12 protein-coding genes are annotated in these 16,711 nt (G+C 64.0%); 5 read left to right on the top strand and 7 right to left on the bottom strand.

The features are described from left to right. Positions 1-129: 129 nt before the first annotated feature. The 6 genes from gabD to ABNW52_RS02715 form a co-directional block, all read right to left on the bottom strand. A complete protein-coding gene (gabD, locus tag ABNW52_RS02740) occupies positions 130-1,590 on the bottom strand; it encodes an NADP-dependent succinate-semialdehyde dehydrogenase (protein WP_349583700.1) in 1,461 nt (486 codons plus the stop codon). A gap of 78 nt (positions 1,591-1,668) precedes the next feature. Then, positions 1,669-2,934, bottom strand: a complete 1,266-nt coding sequence (gabT, locus tag ABNW52_RS02735) for a 4-aminobutyrate--2-oxoglutarate transaminase (protein WP_349583697.1) — start codon at positions 2,932-2,934, stop codon at positions 1,669-1,671. Positions 2,935-3,225: 291 nt separating this feature from the next. Continuing rightward, entirely contained in the window at positions 3,226-4,530 is a 1,305-nt protein-coding gene (locus tag ABNW52_RS02730; protein ID WP_349583693.1) for a TolC family outer membrane protein, read from the bottom strand. Positions 4,531-4,608: 78 nt separating this feature from the next. Then, positions 4,609-7,686: an efflux RND transporter permease subunit gene (locus ABNW52_RS02725; RefSeq protein WP_349583690.1), complete on the bottom strand. Its 3,078-nt coding sequence runs from the start codon at positions 7,684-7,686 to the stop codon at positions 4,609-4,611. A gap of 10 nt (positions 7,687-7,696) precedes the next feature. Next, complete coding sequence (locus tag ABNW52_RS02720) at positions 7,697-8,770, bottom strand: efflux RND transporter periplasmic adaptor subunit (protein WP_349583687.1); 1,074 nt, start codon at positions 8,768-8,770, stop codon at positions 7,697-7,699. A gap of 42 nt (positions 8,771-8,812) precedes the next feature. Further along, complete coding sequence (locus ABNW52_RS02715) at positions 8,813-9,466, bottom strand: TetR/AcrR family transcriptional regulator (protein WP_349583684.1); 654 nt, start codon at positions 9,464-9,466, stop codon at positions 8,813-8,815. A gap of 164 nt (positions 9,467-9,630) precedes the next feature. Here ABNW52_RS02715 and argB point away from each other — a divergent pair, with 164 nt between their 5' ends. After that, a complete protein-coding gene (gene argB / locus ABNW52_RS02710) occupies positions 9,631-10,503 on the top strand; it encodes an acetylglutamate kinase (RefSeq protein ID WP_349583681.1) in 873 nt (290 codons plus the stop codon). 180 nt (positions 10,504-10,683) lie between these two features. Then, positions 10,684-11,112 (top strand): CBS domain-containing protein, encoded by a 429-nt coding sequence (locus ABNW52_RS02705; RefSeq protein ID WP_349583678.1) that lies wholly within the window; start codon positions 10,684-10,686, stop codon positions 11,110-11,112. 70 nt (positions 11,113-11,182) lie between these two features. Here ABNW52_RS02705 and ABNW52_RS02700 read toward each other — a convergent pair whose 3' ends face one another. Further along, a complete protein-coding gene (locus ABNW52_RS02700; RefSeq protein WP_349583675.1) occupies positions 11,183-11,968 on the bottom strand; it encodes an IclR family transcriptional regulator in 786 nt (261 codons plus the stop codon). A 153-nt stretch (positions 11,969-12,121) separates the two neighbouring features. Between ABNW52_RS02700 and ABNW52_RS02695 the strand changes: the two genes are divergently transcribed. The 3 genes from ABNW52_RS02695 to ABNW52_RS02685 all read left to right on the top strand — a co-directional run bounded on the left by ABNW52_RS02695 (position 12,122) and on the right by ABNW52_RS02685 (position 16,389). Further along, the gene (locus ABNW52_RS02695) at positions 12,122-13,309 is read left to right on the top strand and encodes an acyl-CoA dehydrogenase (protein WP_349583672.1); all 1,188 of its coding nucleotides are present in this window, start codon (positions 12,122-12,124) and stop codon (positions 13,307-13,309) included. A 169-nt stretch (positions 13,310-13,478) separates the two neighbouring features. Further along, the gene (locus ABNW52_RS02690; RefSeq protein WP_349583669.1) at positions 13,479-14,672 is read left to right on the top strand and encodes a CaiB/BaiF CoA transferase family protein; all 1,194 of its coding nucleotides are present in this window, start codon (positions 13,479-13,481) and stop codon (positions 14,670-14,672) included. Between the two features lie 97 nt (positions 14,673-14,769). Further along, the gene (locus ABNW52_RS02685; protein WP_349585015.1) at positions 14,770-16,389 is read left to right on the top strand and encodes an electron transfer flavoprotein-ubiquinone oxidoreductase; all 1,620 of its coding nucleotides are present in this window, start codon (positions 14,770-14,772) and stop codon (positions 16,387-16,389) included. Positions 16,390-16,711 lie beyond the last annotated feature (322 nt).

Here is a 16,711-nt window from a genome sequence, read left to right as displayed (position 1 = left end):
CGATCCGCTGCGCGTCGGCGATACGGCGTTGAAAGCGTCTTCGAAATGCTCATTGACTTTATGTCAACTCCGCTTCCTCAGCCGCTTTCGCCTTGTCTTACCCTAGCTCGCTAGCTCGTGAAGCAGTTTTTACTTATCGATGCCGCCCAGCAGCACATATTTGATTTCCAGGTAGTCCTCGATACCGTACTTGGAGCCTTCGCGGCCGAGGCCGGATTGCTTCACGCCACCGAACGGTGCGGCTTCGTTGGACAGGATGCCGCTGTTCACCGCCACCATGCCGTATTCCAGGCCTTCGGACACGCGGAAGATGCGGCCGATGTCGCGGGCGTAGAAGTAGGACGCCAGGCCGAATTCGGTGTCGTTGGCCATCTGGATGGCGTCGGCTTCGGTCTTGAAGCGGAACAGTGGCGCCAGCGGGCCGAAGGTTTCTTCCTTGGCCACTTTCATTTCCGGGGTCACGCCGGTGATCACGGTCGGCTCGAAGAAGCTGTAGCCCAGTTCGTGGCGCTTGCCGCCGGTTACCAGGTTGCCGCCCTTGGCCAGCGCGTCGGCGATGTGCTCTTCCACCTTGGCCACCGCGTTCTCGTCGATCATCGGGCCTTGGGTGATGCCGGCTTCCAGGCCGTTACCCACGTTCAGCTTGGCCACCGCGGCGGCGAATTTTTCGGCGAAGGCATCGTACACGCCATCCTGCACCAGCAGACGGTTGGCGCAGACGCAAGTCTGGCCAGCGTTGCGGTACTTGGAGATCATTGCGCCTTCCACGGCGGCATCCAGATCGGCGTCGTCGAATACGATGAACGGTGCGTTGCCGCCCAGTTCCATCGATACCTTCTTCACTGTCTCGGCACACTGGCTGATCAGCTTGCGGCCAACCTCGGTGGAGCCGGTGAAGGAGAATTTCTTCACGGTGTCGCTACCGGTGAGCACGCCGCCGATTTCGGTGGAGCCGCCGGTGAGTACCGAGAACACGCCAGCCGGGATGCCGGCACGCTCGGCCAGCACGGCGATGGCCAGTGCCGACAGCGGGGTCTGGCTGGCCGGGCGCACCACCATCGGGCAGCCGGCGGCCAGCGCCGGAGCAGCCTTGCGGGTGATCATGGCATTGGGGAAGTTCCACGGCGTGATGGCGGCAGTAACGCCGATCGGCTCCTTGGTCACCAGGATGCGCTTGTCGGCGCCGGTGGACGGAATGGTGTCGCCGTAGATGCGTTTGGCTTCTTCGGCATACCACTCGATGTAGCTGGCGCCGTAGGCGATTTCGCCCTTGGCCTCGGCCAGCGGCTTGCCCTGTTCGCAGGTCAGGATCACTGCCAGGTCGTCCTGGTTGGCCATCATCAGGTCGAACCACTTGCGCAGGATGCCGGCGCGTTCCTTGGCGGATTTCTTCTTCCAGGTCTTGAAGGCTTCAGCGGCACCGTCCACGGCGCGCTGGGCTTCGGCACGGCCCATTTTCGGTACGTGGGCGATGGTTTCGCCGGTGGCCGGGTTGGTCACCGCGATGGTCTCGCCGCTATCGGCATCCAGCCACTGGCCGTTGATGTAGCACTGCTGACGCAGCAGGGAAGGATCTTTCAGGTTCAGCATGGTGTGGTGTCCTTGTTATGCAATGCGGCCAACGTTGCGTGTCGCAAGGTTGGCCGCAGGTCAGTTCAGTTCAGGCGATCAGGCCTTGATGGCGGCAACCAGCTTCTGCAGCGCTTCCTCGAAGATGGCGTCTTCGATGGTCAGCGGGAACAGGAAGCGTACTACGTTACCGTACACACCGCAGGTCAGCAGGATCAGGCCGGCTTCCAGCGCCTTGGTCTGTACCTTCTTGGTGAAGTCGGCATCCGGCTCGTGGCTGCCGGCCTGGTTGAATTCCACGGCGATCATGGCGCCCAGACCGCGCACGTCGGCGATCTGCGGAATCTCGGCTTTCAGGCCGTTCAGGGTTTCCTTCAGCTGGGTGCCCAGCTGGTTGGCGCGCTCCAGCAGCTTTTCTTCCTTGATCGCCTGGATCACGGCTTTGGACGCGGCCAGTGCCAGCGGGCTGCCGGCGTAGGTGCCGCCCAGACCGCCCGGTGCCGGTGCGTCCATGTATTCGGCCTTACCCACCACGGCGGAGATCGGGAAACCACCAGCCATGGATTTGGCCATGGTCATCAGATCCGGGGCCACGTCGTAGTGTTCCATGGCGAAGAACTTGCCGGTACGGGCAAAGCCGGCCTGCACTTCGTCGGCGATCAGCAGGATGCCGTGCTTGTCGCACAGCGCGCGGATGGCGCGTACCCATTCGGCCGGCGCGGCGTAGAAGCCACCTTCGCCCTGTACCGGTTCGAAGATGATGGCGGCCACGCGGGTAGCTTCGATGTCGTACTTGAACAGGCGCTCAACGCTGGCGATGGATTCTTCCACCGATACGCCGTGCAGCGGGTTCGGGAACAGGCCGTGGTACACGTCGGACGGGAACGGGCCGAAACCGATCTTGTACGGGGCAACCTTGCCGGTCAGCGCCATGCCCATCAGGGTACGGCCGTGGAAGCCGCCGCCGAAGGCGATGATGCCCGGACGGCCGGTCGCGGCGCGGGCGATTTTCACGGCGTTCTCCACGGCTTCGGCGCCGGTGGTGTAGAACGCGGTTTTCTTGGCGTAGTTGCCCGGGGTCAGCTGGTTCAGCTGTTCGGCCACTTCGATATACAGTTCGTACGGCACCACCTGGTAGCAGGTGTGGCTGAACTTGTTCAGCTGCTCGGCCACGGCGGCTTGTACCTTGTCATGCAGGTGGCCGGTGTTCAGCACGCCGATACCACCGGCAAAATCGATGTAACGCTTGCCTTCGGTGTCCCAGATCTCGGCATTCTTCGCGCGCTCGGCGAAGAAGGAACACATCACGCCCACACCGCGCGGGGTGGCGTTGGCTTTACGTTGCATCAGTTCTTGCGGGCTCATTGAATCTCTCCTTGTAGACGACGGTTCCGGCGGTCGCCGGACGGGGGGCCGGCGTGGCTAGAGCATGGGCTTTATTCTAGTCTCGTGTTTAGCAAAAAGCCACATGTGATGGATAAATTAAACACTTGTGCTGTGTTGGGTGTTGTTTGTTCCGCCATGCGGTTTTTTGTCCCGCATATCGGCCTGGTTCGTAAGTAAAAACGCTACGGCCAACCTTGGCAAGGTGGCGGTAGCGTTTTTGCAAAATAAAACCGGCGGCGCGACCGAGCTGCGTGGCGCGCGGCTGGCTGATCAGAAGAAGCGGTTGACGGTGGCGACGGCCTGATCGTCCAGTTCGCCGGCGGCCAGCGCCAGCGCCAGGCGTGCATACAGCAGGTTGTAGCGCGCCGAGGCCAGTGCGCGCACTGCGTCCTGGTAGCTGCTTTCGGCGTTCAGCAGGTCGAGGTTGGTGCGCACGCCCACTTCGCGCCCCAGCCGGGTGGCATCCAGCTTGCTCTTGGCGGAAACCAGCAGCTGCTCCTGCGCCTTGACCAGCGCGGTGCCGTTGCTGACCCCCAGCCAGGCGCTGCGCACCGCCAGTGCCACGTCGCGGCGCGATGCTTCCACGTCGGTGCGCGCCTTTTCCAGGTTGGCCGCCGCCTCGCGTACCTGCGAATTGATGCCGCCGCCGGCGTACAGCGGCAGGCTCAGGTTCAGCCCCAGGGTGTTGCCGGCGGTGCTGGCGCGGCCGGCGAGGCGGCTGCTGGGTTCGCTGGTGTGGCTGTTGCTGTAGCCGGCAGTCAGCTCCACGGTGGGCAGATGCTTGCCGCGGGCGGCGGTCAGGCTTTCTTCCGTCAGCTGCAGCTGCTGTTGCGCGCTCTTGATGCTGAGGCTGCCGCCCGCGGCGCGGTCGAGCCAGCTCTGCAGGCTGCCGATATCGCTGCCCAGCTCCACGCTGCCGCGCAGGCGGTTGATCTGTTCCGCGTTCAGGCCGGTGAGCTTGGCCAGCGTGTCGCGCTTGATCTCCAGATCGCTGACGGCGGCGATTTCGCTGGCCTGCGCCGCGTCGTAGCCGGCCTGCGCCTCGTGGGTGTCGGTAATGGTGGCGGTGCCAACTTCAAACGCCTTCTTCGCCTGTGCCAGCTGGCGCTCGTAGGCTTTCTTGGTGGCGCGGGTGACGTTGAGCACATCCTCGGCCAGCAGGGTGTCGAAATAGGCGCGCGCCACGTCGGCCACCAGCTGCTGGCTGCTGGCGGCAAACTGCACGCCTGCCAGCTCGGTGCTGATCTGGCCTTTCTTGTAGCCGGTGTAGCTGGCAACGTCGAACAGCGGCTGTGTCAGCTGCACGCCGACGCTGCGCGTGTTGTAGGCATCGGCGGCCGGCTTCATGGCATCGGTGCGGGTGACGCCGGCGGACAGCCCGACGCTGGGCAGCAGCAGGGCGCGGCCCTGTACCGCTTTTTCCTGCCCGGCCAGCAGGGTCTGCCGCGCACCGGCATAACTGGCGTCGTAATCGCGGGCGGCCTGCACCGCGGCGGCGAGGTCGAAGGCGGCGGCCGGCAGGCTGCCGCACAGGGCCAGTACGCCGGCAACTATCAGCTGGGTTTGCGCTTTCATCGGAATACCTGTCAATCCTGAAACGGGCTGAAAGCCAGACCATAACGCATAGTCGGCCGGCTTTCAGCCCCAAGTTTATTAAGAGTCGCTAAGGGCGGGCGTGCCGTCCGGGCGTTTGACCTTGAACCAGGCGGCGTACAGCGCCGGCAGGAACAGCAGCGTCAGCACGGTGGCGATCAGCAGCCCGCCCATGATGGCCACCGCCATCGGCCCCCAGAAGGTGCTGCGCGTTAGCGGGATCATCGCCAGGATGGCGGCCAGCGCGGTGAGCATGATCGGGCGGAAGCGGCGCACGGTGGAGCCGACCACCGCCTCGAAGCGGTCAATGCCTTCGGCAATGTCGCTTTCGATCTGGTCCACCAGGATCACCGAGTTGCGCATGATCATACCGGCCAGCGCGATTACCCCCAGCATGGCGACGAAACCGAACGGCGCACCGAACAGCAGCAGCGTCAGGGTGACGCCGATCATGCCCAGCGGCGCGGTGAGCACCACCAGTAGGCTGCGCTGGAAGCTCTTCAGCTGCAGCATCAGCAGCGTGAACACGATGATCAGCATCAGCGGCTGCACCTTGGCGATGGCGCCCTGCGATTTCTGGCTGGCTTCCAGCGAGCCGCCCAGTTCGATGTGATAGCCCAGCGGCAGGGTTTTCTCCAGCGTCTGCAGCTTGGGCCACAGCGCGGCGGAAATATCCGATGCCTGTACCCCGTCGGCGGCATCGGCGCGCACCGAGATGGTGGGCAACCGGCTGCGGCGCCAGATGATGCTTTCTTCCGGCGCGTAGCGGATGTGGCCGATCTGCGCCACCGGTACATACTTGCCGCTGCTGGTCTGGATCATCAGGCTGCCCAGCGCTGCCACGTTGCGGCGCTCGTCGTTGGACAGCCGCGCCACCACGGCGATGGCCTTGTCGCCCTCGCGCCATTCGGTCACCGTGCTGCCGGTGAGCAGCAGCTGCAGCTGGCGCGCCAGCCCCTGGCTGGAAATACCCAGCGCGCGTGCCTTGTCCTGATCGATGTCGACGCGCAGCGCCTTCACCTGCTCGCCCCAGTCGTTGTTGACGTGACGGGCGGCCGGGTGGGCGCGTACCAGCGCTTCCACGTTGGCCGCAATGCTGCGCACCTGCTCGTGATCCGGGCCCATCACGCGGAACTGTACCGCGTAGCCGACCGGCGGGCCGTTTTCCAGCCGGGTGATGCGGCCGCGCACCAGCGGGAAGTCCGTGCTGAACAGCTGCTCCAGCTTCTGCTTCACGTCTTCGCGCACGTGTTCGTCGCGGGTCATCACCATCACCTGCGCATAGTTCAGGTGCTGCTGCTGCTGGTCCAGCGGCAGGTAGAAGCGCGGGCTGCCGCCGCCGACATAGCTGGTGACGCTCACCACCTTGTCGTCGCCCTTGAGGCGGGCTTCCAGCTTGGCCACCTCGCGTTCGGTGGCGGCGTAGTTGGCGCCCTGCGGCAGCCACATGTCCACCAGCAGCTCCGGGCGGTTGGAGGAGGGGAAGAACTGCTGCTGCACGAACAGCTTGAACGCCACCATCGACAGCAGGAAGGCGGTCAGCGTCAGCGTGATTACTGTCTTGCGGTGGTCCAGGCACCACTCCACCGCGCGGCGGAAGCGGCGGTAGAACGGCTTGTGATACACGTCGTCATGGCCGTGGCTGGCCATATTGTCCGGCAGCAGGTGGTAGCCCAGGTAGGGGGTGAACACCACCGCCACGATCCACGACAGCACCAGCGCCAGCGACACCACCGCGAACAGGCTGAACACGTATTCGCCGGCATTGGACTTGGCCAGCCCCACCGGCAGGAAGGTGGCAGCGGTGATCAGCGTGCCGGTCAGCATCGGGAAGGCGGTACTGGTGTAGGCAAAGGTGGCGGCCTGAAACTTGTTCCAGCCCTGTTCCAGCTTCAGCGCCATCATTTCCACCGCGATGATGGCATCGTCCACCAGCAGGCCCAGCGCGATGATCAGCGAGCCCAGCGAGATGCGCTGCAGGTCGATGTTGAAGAAGTACATGGCGAGGAAAGTCATCGCCAGCACCAGTGGAATCGACAGCGCCACCACCACGCCGGTGCGCACGCCCAGGCTGAAGAAGCTCACCGCCAGCACGATGATCACCGCTTCCACCAGCGAGCGCATGAATTCGCCCACCGCGCTCTTCACCACCTTGGGCTGGTCGGACACCGCGTGCACTTCCACCCCTACTGGCAGCTTGGCGTGCAGCTCGGTCATCACCGCTTCCAGGTTCTGCCCCAGCTTCAGTACGTCACCGCCGGTTTTCATGCTGATGGCCAGACCAATGGCCGGCTTGCCGTCAAAGCGCATGCCGAAGCTGGGCGGGGTGACGAACTGGCGTTCCACTTTGGCCACGTCGCCCAGGCGGAAGCTTTTGCCGCCGGCACTGAGCGGGGTGTCGGCAATGGCCTGTACCGAGTTGTAGCTGCCGGACACGCGCACCCAGATGCGCTCGCTGGCGGTATCGTAGCTGCCGGCCGGCGTCATGGCGTTCTGTGCGGCCAACGTTGCCCACAGCGTGCTGGCATCCAGCTGCATGGCGGCCAGCTTGGCGCTGTCTAGCGTCACGTAGATGCGTTCGTCCTGCTCGCCGATGATGTCGACCTTGCCCACATCCGGCACGCGCAGCACTTCCTGCTTGGCCTGCTCTACATACTTGCGCAAGTCCTCGTAATTGAAGCCGTCGCCAGTGAAGGCGTACAGGTTGCCGAAGGTGTCGCCGAATTCATCGTTGAAATACGGCCCCTGCACACCGGCGGGCAGGGTGTACTGCATGTCGGCGATCTTCTTGCGCACCGTGTACCACAGCTGTGGCACGCTCTTCGGCGGCACTTCCTCGCGTATCGACAGGATCAGGACGGTTTCGCCCGGCTTGGTGTAGCTCTTCACGTATTCGAGCTCGCCCATTTCCTGCAGCTTCTTTTCGATCTTGTCGGTGACTTGCTGCTCGGTGTCCAGCGCGCTGGCGCCCGGCCACAGCACCTTCACCATCATCGCCTTGAAGGTGAACTCCGGGTCTTCCTTCTGCCCCAGCTGGGTGTAGGAGAACAGCCCGGCCACCATCAGCACGATCATCAGGTAGCGCACCAGTGAGCTGTTGCGCAGCGCCCATTCCGACAGGTTGAGTTTTTTCATCATCGCCGGCCCCTTACTGCTGCAGCAGGCTGACGCGCTGGTCGTCGCGCAGCAGGTGCACGCCGGCAGTGACCACCTTCTCGCCGCCGCTCAGGCCGCGGCTGATGGCGATGCTGCTGCCATCGGTGGCGCCGACGTCGACCTGCTTGCGGCCAACCTTGGACTGGGCGTTGATCACCCACACGTAATGCTTGCCCTGGGTGTCGAGAATGGCGGCCAGCGGCAGGCGCAGCGTGCTGCCGGCCTGGCCGGCCAGCTGGGCGCGCACGCTGGCGGTCATGCCCAGGCGCACACTGTCGTCGGCGGCCGGCAGGGTCAGGCGGGCGGCGTAGGTGCGGGTGGCGCTGTCGGCATCGACCGCCAGTTCGCGCAAGCGCGCATCCAGTTCGCGGCCGTCGGCCCACAGTTTCACCTTGAAGCCGCTGGCGCCTCGCACCGCGGCGACGGCGTTTTCCGGCACCTGGAACGCCACTTCGCGCTCGCCACTGGCGGCCAGCCGTGCCACCGCCTGGCCGGCAGCCACCACCATGCCCGGCTCGGCGCTGATGCTGCTGATCACGCCGTCGCTATCGGCCAGCAGCGCGGTGTAGCCCCCCTGGTTGCGGCTGGCGGACAGCGTGGCCTGCGCTTGCTGCACACTGGCGCGGCTGGCGTTGACCGCGGTTTGCTGCCGTTCCACCTGCGCGGCGCTGATGAAGTTCTGCGTCAACAGCTCGCGGTAGCGTTTCAGGTCGGCCTGCTGCTGCGCCAGCTCGGCCTGGGCGGCGGCCAACTGTGCTTGCTTGGCACTGGTGTCCAGCTGGTAGTCGCTGCCATCCAGCAGCGCCAGCACCTGGCCCTTCTTCACGCTGTCGCCGGCATTGGCACGCTTGGCGATCACCTTGCCGGCCACGCGGAAGGCGAGCTGGCTTTCGTGGCGGGCGCGGATCTCGCCGCTGAACAGGCGGCTGTCGGCGGCGCTGTCGCTGCCGGCCAGCACGTAGCGTACCGGGCGGATTTCTTCCACCGGTTGCACCTCTTGCTTGCAGCCGGCCAGTGCCAGCAGCGTCAAGCTGGCCAGCGCCAGCATGCGGTAATGCGTTGTCATGTCGGATTCCTCGTGCGTCTTGTTGTTGTGTGCGCGGGCGGCTTAGTCGCGGGCTTTCAGCCCGTTCAGCATCAGGTCCAGCGCGATTTCCAGGTATTCCAGCGGCGGCAGGCTGCGGTGCAGACTGTCTTCGATGACGCGGCCCAGCGAGCATTGCCAGGTCATGCTCAGCAGCATCGGCGCCACCAGGGTGTCCACCACTGCGTGGGCGGGCATCGGGCGGAACTCGCCGCTGGCCACGCCGCGCTCCAGCACCCGCAGCAGCACCTGGTGGCTGGGCTCGATCACCTCGCGGTGGTAGAAGCGCGCCAGCTCGGGAAAGTTGGTGGCCTCGGCGAACATCAGCTTGCAGATGCCGGCCAGCGGCGATTCGCCGACCTGCTGCCACCAGCGCCGCATCATCAGCCGCAACAGCTCGGCGCTGCTGCCGTCGAACTGCGCCGCCAGCTCGGCCAGATCCGCCAGCCGGGTGACCAGGTTGTCGCGCACCACCGCCTTGAAGATGTCTTCCTTGTTTTCGAAGTACAGATAGGGCGTGCCCTTGGTGACGCCGGCGGCCTTGGCGATGTCTTCCATCTTGGTGGCCTTGAAGCCCTTGTCGACAAACAACTGCAGCGCGGCATCGAGGATCTCGGCCGGGCGCACTTCCTTGCGGCGGCGCCAGCGGGCGATCGGGCAGCGGGGTTCCTGGCTCATGGCGTGTCTCTGAATATTGGTTCAGTAATCGCGGCACTTTAGGGTAACTGCTCGAATGCTGGCAATTAATAAATCAATATTCACTAAACTGCTTGGGTAGAATGCAACACTTGATGTTGGCCGCGTCCGCGCGGCCCCTTTTGTTCCGTACTGGAGAATGCGACGTGAGCGTAGCCCCCCTCGACAAGGCCGCCATCCTGGCCGAAGCCCTGCCCTATATCCGTTCCTTCAATGGCAAGACCATCGTGGTGAAGTACGGCGGCAACGCCATGACCGACGACAAGCTGAAAGAAGACTTCGCCAAGGACGTGGTGCTGCTGAAGCTGGTGGGCTTGAACCCGGTGGTGGTGCATGGCGGCGGCCCGCAGATCAACGAGCTGCTGGAGCGGGTGGGCAAGGAAGGCCACTTCATCCAGGGCATGCGCGTCACCGACAGCGAAACCATGGACGTGGTGGAAATGGTGCTGGGCGGGCTGGTGAACAAGGAAATCGTGTCGCTGATCAACAAGCATGGCGGCAAGGCAGTGGGCATCACCGGCAAGGACGGCCATTTCATCCGTGCCAGCAAGCTGTTCCTGAAATCGGAATCCGACGAGCAGATCGACATCGGCCAGGTAGGCGACATCGAGCACATCGATCCCAGCCTGGTGGCACTGCTGGACGGTAACGACTTCATCCCGGTGGTGGCGCCGATCGGCGTGGGCAGCAATGGCGAGGCCTACAACATCAACGCCGACGTGGTGGCCGGCAAGCTGGCGGAAACGCTGAAGGCCGAGAAGCTGGTGTTGATGACCAACACCCCGGGCGTGCTGGACAAGCAGGGCAAGCTGCTGACCGGTCTGACCGCGGCCAAGGTGGACGAGCTGTTTGCCGACGGCACCATCAGCGGCGGCATGCTGCCCAAGATCAGCTCGGCGCTGGATGCGGCCAAGAGCGGCGTGAATTCGGTACACATCATCGATGGCCGCGTGTCGCACGCGCTGCTGCTGGAAATCCTCACCGATGCCGGCGTCGGCACCATGATCAAGGCCGGCTGAGACTTGCCGCCGTTGTCGCCAGGGGCCGCCATGTGCGGCCCTTTTGCATGGCGCTGGCCGGCTGGGCGCGGTGCGGCGCCCGGCGGCGGCTTTTTTCTGTAGCCGGGCGTGGATGCTGTCTATAGTGGTAGGGCCGCTTGCCGGCGTTGACTAGTCTTGTCCTGAAGAGGGGAGGGTGGCATGCAGACAGTGCGACAGTTGTTGCAGCACAAGCGTAGTGGCTTGATCACGGTGGGGCCGGACGCCACGGTGTTCCAGGCGTTGCAGATCATGGCCGAGCACGATATCGGTGCCGTGCTGGTGATGGACATGGGCGATGTGCTGGGGATTTTCTCCGAGCGCGATTACGCGCGCCGCATCGTGCTGCAGGGCCGTACCTCGGCCGGCACCAGGGTGCGCGACATCATGACCAGCAAAGTGATGTACGTGACGCCGGAGCAGTCGGTGGCCGAGTGCATGGCGCTGATGACCGACAAGCGCTTCCGCCATCTGCCGGTGCTGGAGGCCGACAAGGTGCTGGGCCTGTTGTCGATCGGCGATCTGGTGCGCGCCACCATCGACGAGCAGCAATTCGTGATCGACCAGCTGGTGAATTACATCCGCGCCTGATGCCGGGCGCGGGGTGCGAAAACAAAAAAGGTTGGCCGCGGCCAACCTTTTTGCTGTTGTGGCCGGCTGCCTAGTGGCCGGGCACCAGCTGCCGTGCCAGCAGCATCAGTGCCGGCGCGATCTGGCTGCGCATCAGCTCCGGGCTGAAGGCAAAGGCTGGGCCGCTGGCATTCAGGCACAGCGCCGGCATGCCGGGCGCCGGCGACGGCAGCGCTACGCCCACCGCCATCACGTCGCGTTCGAACTCGCCGAACGACTCGCTGTAGCCGCGCTGCAGGTATTGCTGACGCGCCTGTTCCAGCCGCTCCTGCATTGGCGGCCAGTCCTTGCCGTAACGCGCCGCCAGTTCGCCATCCAGCTGCGCGCGCTCGCTGTTGCTGAGCGCGGCGTAACAGGCGCGACCGATGGCGGTGCTGGCCAGCGGCACGCGCGAGCCGACGGTGAGCTGCACCGACACCCGCGCCTGGCTGCGACAGCTTTCCAGATACACGATGTCGCTACCGTCGCGCATGCCCAGGCTGACGGAGATGGTGTGCTTGAGCGCAAACTCGCGCATCAGCGGGGCGGCGATGCGGCGGATGTCGTAACTGCCCAGCACCGCCGAACCCAGCGCCAGCACCGCCAGCCCCAGGCGGTAGTAGCCGGTTTCGCCATCCTGCGACAGATAACCCAGCTTGGTCAGGGTGTAGGTCAGGCGCGACACGGTGGATTTGGGCAGTCCGGTGCGCTGCGCCAGTATCTGGTTGGATAGGGCGCTTTCCCCCGGCTGGAACGCTGCCAGCACGCGCAGGCCGCGCGCCAGCGCCACCACGAACAGGCGGTCCTTTTCTTCGTCTTCTTGCGGTAGCAACGACATCGTCAACGGTTTCCTCTCAACAGAGTGGCAAGAATAGAGCAGCCCTTGCCGGGGTCCAAGAAAAAAACTTTACAGCGGGCAGTCCGCTTGTTAGTCTATTTTGCATTGTAGAACTGAATTCCGCAAAGCGGAACAGTACAAAGGAGAAACGCAATGGCTGCCACTTCCGCTCGTGCCCCTTTCGCTTGGGACGACGCCCTTCTGCTTAACGATCAGCTCACCGACGAAGAACGTATGGTGCGCGAAACCGCCTACGCCTACTGTCAGGAGCGCCTGCTGCCGCGCGTGCTGACCGCCAACCGCGAAGAACGCTTCGACCGCGAAATCATGAGCGAGATGGGCGAACTGGGTCTGTTGGGCTGCACCATCGACACCCACGGCTGCGCCGGGCTGTCGCACGTGGCCTACGGCCTGATCGCCCGCGAAGTGGAGCGTGTCGACTCCGGTTACCGCTCCGCCATGTCGGTACAGTCCAGCCTGGTGATGCACCCGATCTGGGCCTACGGCACCGAGGCACAGAAGGACAAGTTCCTGCCCAAGCTTGCCACTGGCGAATGGGTCGGCTGTTTTGGCCTGACCGAACCGGATGCCGGTTCCGACCCGGCCGGCATGAAGAGCCGTGCCCGCAAGACCGACGGTGGCTACATCCTCAAAGGCAGCAAGATGTGGATCACCAACAGCCCGATCGCCGACGTGTTCGTGGTGTGGGCCAAGGATGACGAAGGCGAGATCCGCGGCTTCGTGCTGGAAAAAGGCATGAAAGGCCTGTCGGCGCCGAAGATTGAAGGCAAGTTCTCGCTGCGCGCCTCCATCACCGGCGAAATCGTGATGGACGACGTGTTCGTGCCGGAAGAAAACGCTTTCCCGGAAGTTCGCGGTCTGAAAGGCCCGTTCGGCTGCCTGAACAAGGCGCGCTACGGTATTGCCTGGGGCGCGATGGGGGCCGCCGAGTTCTGCTGGCACGGCGCCCGCCAGTACACGCTGGATCGCAAGCAGTTCAACCGCCCGCTGGCCGCTACCCAGCTGGTGCAGCTGAAGCTGGCCAATATGCAGACCGAAATCAGCCTGGGCCTGCAGGCTGCGCTGCGCGTCGGCCGCCTGATGGACGAAGGCCGCGCCGCGCCGGAAATGATCAGCCTGATCAAGCGCAACAACTGCGGCAAGGCGCTGGACATCGCCCGCATCGCCCGCGACATGCACGGCGGTAACGGCATCAGCGACGAGTTCCACATCATCCGTCACGTGATGAACCTGGAAGCCGTCAACACTTATGAAGGCACGCACGATGTGCATGCCCTGATTCTGGGCCGGGCCCAGACCGGTATTCAGGCATTCGCCTGATGTAATGTTCCGCCGGCGGCCTCCACCCCGGCGGGATGTTGGTTCCTGTCTGTCCTTGAGGCCCGGTGCGACCGGGCCGCTTTTTTTCTGTATCCATGCCGGTGGGCCCACCCAGCGGCATGGATATCCGGCCGCTGCGGCCAACATTGAACACATAAGGAGTGGCGTTATGTCTGGAGCTCTGTCCGGAATCAAGGTGCTGGATCTCACCCGCGTGCTGGCCGGGCCGTGGACCGGCCAGCTGCTGGCCGATCTTGGCGCCGAAGTCATCAAGGTGGAGCGCCCGGGCAGCGGCGACGACACCCGGCAGTGGGCACCGCCCAGCCTGGCGGATGGCACCGCTGCCTACTACCTAGCCGCCAACCGCGGCAAGCAGTCGCTGACGGTGGACATCACCACCGCGGCTGGTCAGGACATCGTGCGCAAGTTGGCCGCACAGGCCGACGTGCTGCTGGAAAACTATAAAGTGGGCGGGCTGAAGAAATACGGCCTCGACTACGGCAGCCTGCGTCAGGTCAACTCGCGGCTGGTGTACTGCTCCATCACCGGCTTTGGCCAGGACGGCCCCTATGCCGAGCTGCCGGGCTACGACTACATTGTGCAGGGCATGTCCGGGCTGATGAGCATCACCGGCCCGGCCGACGGCGAGCCGCACAAGGTGGGCGTGGCGGTCACCGACCTGTTCACCGGCCTGTATGCGGCCAACGCGGTGCAGGCGGCGCTGATCGCCCGCAACCGTACCGGCGAAGGCCAGTACATCGATATGGCGCTGTTCGACTGCTCGCTGGCGATGCTGGCCAACGTCAACATGAACTGGCTGATCGGCCACGAGGTGCCGCCGCGGCTGGGCAATGCCCATCCCAATATCGTGCCCTATCAGGTGTTCAAGACTGCCGGCGACAGCCACTTCATCCTGGCTTGTGGCAACGACAAACAGTTCCGCGCGGTGTGCGAGGTGGTGGGGCTGCCGGTGCTGGGCGCCGACGAGCGCTTTGCCAGCAACCCGCAGCGCGTGCGCAACCGCGGCGAACTGGTGCCACAGTTGGCCGCCGCCTTCTTGGCCAAGGGGCGTGATGAGTGGCTGAAGCTGCTGGATGCCGCCGGTGTGCCATGCGGCCCGATCAATACCGTGGAGGAGGCGTTTGCCGATCCGCAAATCAAACACCGGCAGATGGAAATCCATCTGAAAGACAGCGCCGGCCAGGATGTGCCGCTGGTGGCGTGCCCGATCAAGATGTCTGCGACTCCGCCGCGCTATGAAGTGGCGCCGCCGAAACTGGGCGAGCACACCGACACCGTGCTGGCCTCGCTGGGCTACGACAGTGCGGCGATTGCACAACTGAAGGCGGATGGCACCGTTTAAACGCTCGTTTGATTTTGACGCATTGCGGCAACCATTGCATTATTGGGGCGATCTGTCCCGATACGGCGCATAAGGAGTAGCGGTGGAACGCGAATACATGGAATACGACGTGGTAATCGTCGGCGGCGGCCCTTCCGGCCTGTCCGCGGCGATTCGCCTCAAGCAGCTGGCTGCGGAAAAAGGCCAGGAGATCAGTGTCTGTCTGCTGGAAAAGGGCTCCGAGATCGGTGCCCACATCCTGTCCGGCGCCGTGCTGGAGCCGCGCACGCTGAACGAGCTGATCCCGGATTGGAAAGAAAAGGGTGCGCCGCTCAACACCCCGGCCAAGAAAGATCGCTTCCTGCTGCTCACCGAGACCGAGTCGATCCAGCTGCCCACCCCGCCGCAGATGCATAACGAGGGCAACTACATCATCAGTCTGGGCAACTTCTGTCGCTGGCTCGGCCAGCAGGCCGAGGAACACGGCGTGGAAATCTACCCGGGTTTTGCCGCCGCTGAAGTGCTGTACCACGCCGATGGTTCGGTGAAGGGCGTGGCTACCGGCAATGTTGGCACCGGCAAGAACGGTGACGAAGAGGGCGAACCAGGCATCGAGCTGTGGGCGAAGCAGACCATCTTCGCCGAAGGCTGTCGCGGCTCGCTGACTAAGACACTGTTCGAGCGCTTCCAGCTGCGCGATGGCGCCGATCTGCAAACCTACGGCATCGGCATCAAGGAGTTGTGGGAAGTGAAGCCGGAGCTGCACGAGCCGGGCAAGATCACCCACACCGCCGGCTGGCCGATGGACCAGAAAACCTACGGCGGCTCCTTCCTCTATCACCTGGAAAACAACCAGGTGGTGGTCGGCTTCGTGGTCGGTCTCGATTACGAGAACCCGTACCTGTCGCCGTACGAGGAATTCCAGCGCTTCAAGACCCACCCGGCGATCAAGGGTGTGTTCGAAGGTGGCCGCCGCCTGTCCTACGGCGCGCGTGCGATCTCCGAAGGTGGCCTGCAGAGCATCCCGAAACTGACCTTCGCCGGCGGCGTGCTGGTCGGCGATACCGCCGGCTTCCTCAACGTGCCGAAGATCAAGGGCACCCACACCGCGATGAAGTCCGGCATGCTGGCCGCGGAAGCGGTGTTCGCGCTGTTTGCGGCCAACCCCGAGGCGCAGGGCGCGGAAGCGGTCGGCTACACCGCCGCCTTCAAGCAGAGCTGGCTGCACGACGAGCTGCACAGCGTGCGCAACATCCGTCCGGCGTTCCGCTGGGGGCTGTGGCCGGCGATGATCTACTCAGCGATCGACACTTACCTGTTCCGCGGCAAGGCGCCGTGGACGCTGCGCCACAAGCACGCCGACCACGAGTGCCTGAAGCCGAAGGACGAGTGCACGCCAATCGCCTATCCGAAGCCGGATGGGGTACTGACCTTCGATCGCCTGTCGTCGGTGTTCATCTCCAACACCAACCACAGCGAAGACCAGCCGCCGCACCTGCAGCTGAAGGACGCGTCGGTGCCGATCCGCATCAATCTGGAAAAGTACGATGCGCCGGAACAGCGTTACTGTCCGGCCGGGGTGTACGAGATCGTCGGCCGTGAAGAGGGCGAACCGCGGCTACAGATCAATGCGCAGAACTGCGTGCACTGCAAGACCTGCGACATCAAGGACCCGACCCAGAACATCAATTGGGTTACCCCGGAAGGCGGTGGCGGTCCGAATTACCCGAATATGTAATGTATACGGCCCGGCATTAGCCGGGCTTTTTACGACAAGGTTGGCCGCGGCCAACCTTTTTTGCATTTTGTGGTCCTTTCAGATCAACGACTTGTCGATTTTGTTGGGTTTTCTGTGGTGGCGGGTGTTGACGGGTGTGGGTTGGCTGGGTATAGTTCGCCTCCTCTGCTGACGACGCAACGAAACGAAGTCAGCCCGCTCTTTAACAAAACGAATAACCGATAGGTGTAAGTGCCTGGCGAGCCAGACACTTGCACTGCAAGAGAAAGTGACACGGATGTCAGTGGTAACACTGGGATTCGGTTTCTTTGAACTTGCGTGC

It is taken from the genome of Vogesella oryzagri (assembly GCF_040148885.1).
Classification (GTDB): Bacteria; Pseudomonadota; Gammaproteobacteria; order Burkholderiales; family Chromobacteriaceae; genus Vogesella; species Vogesella oryzagri.
The sequence above is the reverse complement of the archived record's forward strand: the minus strand, read 5'-3'. Positions and strand labels throughout refer to the sequence as shown.

Bases quoted from the DNA above. Each gene is read 5' to 3' on its own strand.
- gabD (WP_349583700.1), bottom strand. From the start codon at position 1,590: ATGCTGAACCTGAAAGATCCTTCCCTGCTGCGTCAGCAGTGCTACATC.
- gabT (WP_349583697.1), bottom strand. From the start codon at position 2,934: ATGAGCCCGCAAGAACTGATGCAACGTAAAGCCAACGCCACCCCGCGC.
- ABNW52_RS02730 (WP_349583693.1), bottom strand. From the start codon at position 4,530: ATGAAAGCGCAAACCCAGCTGATAGTTGCCGGCGTACTGGCCCTGTGC.
- ABNW52_RS02725 (WP_349583690.1), bottom strand. From the start codon at position 7,686: ATGATGAAAAAACTCAACCTGTCGGAATGGGCGCTGCGCAACAGCTCA.
- ABNW52_RS02720 (WP_349583687.1), bottom strand. From the start codon at position 8,770: ATGACAACGCATTACCGCATGCTGGCGCTGGCCAGCTTGACGCTGCTG.
- ABNW52_RS02715 (WP_349583684.1), bottom strand. From the start codon at position 9,466: ATGAGCCAGGAACCCCGCTGCCCGATCGCCCGCTGGCGCCGCCGCAAG.
- ABNW52_RS02705 (WP_349583678.1), top strand. From the start codon at position 10,684: ATGCAGACAGTGCGACAGTTGTTGCAGCACAAGCGTAGTGGCTTGATC.
- ABNW52_RS02700 (WP_349583675.1), bottom strand. From the start codon at position 11,968: ATGTCGTTGCTACCGCAAGAAGACGAAGAAAAGGACCGCCTGTTCGTG.
- ABNW52_RS02695 (WP_349583672.1), top strand. From the start codon at position 12,122: ATGGCTGCCACTTCCGCTCGTGCCCCTTTCGCTTGGGACGACGCCCTT.
- ABNW52_RS02690 (WP_349583669.1), top strand. From the start codon at position 13,479: ATGTCTGGAGCTCTGTCCGGAATCAAGGTGCTGGATCTCACCCGCGTG.
- ABNW52_RS02685 (WP_349585015.1), top strand. From the start codon at position 14,770: ATGGAATACGACGTGGTAATCGTCGGCGGCGGCCCTTCCGGCCTGTCC.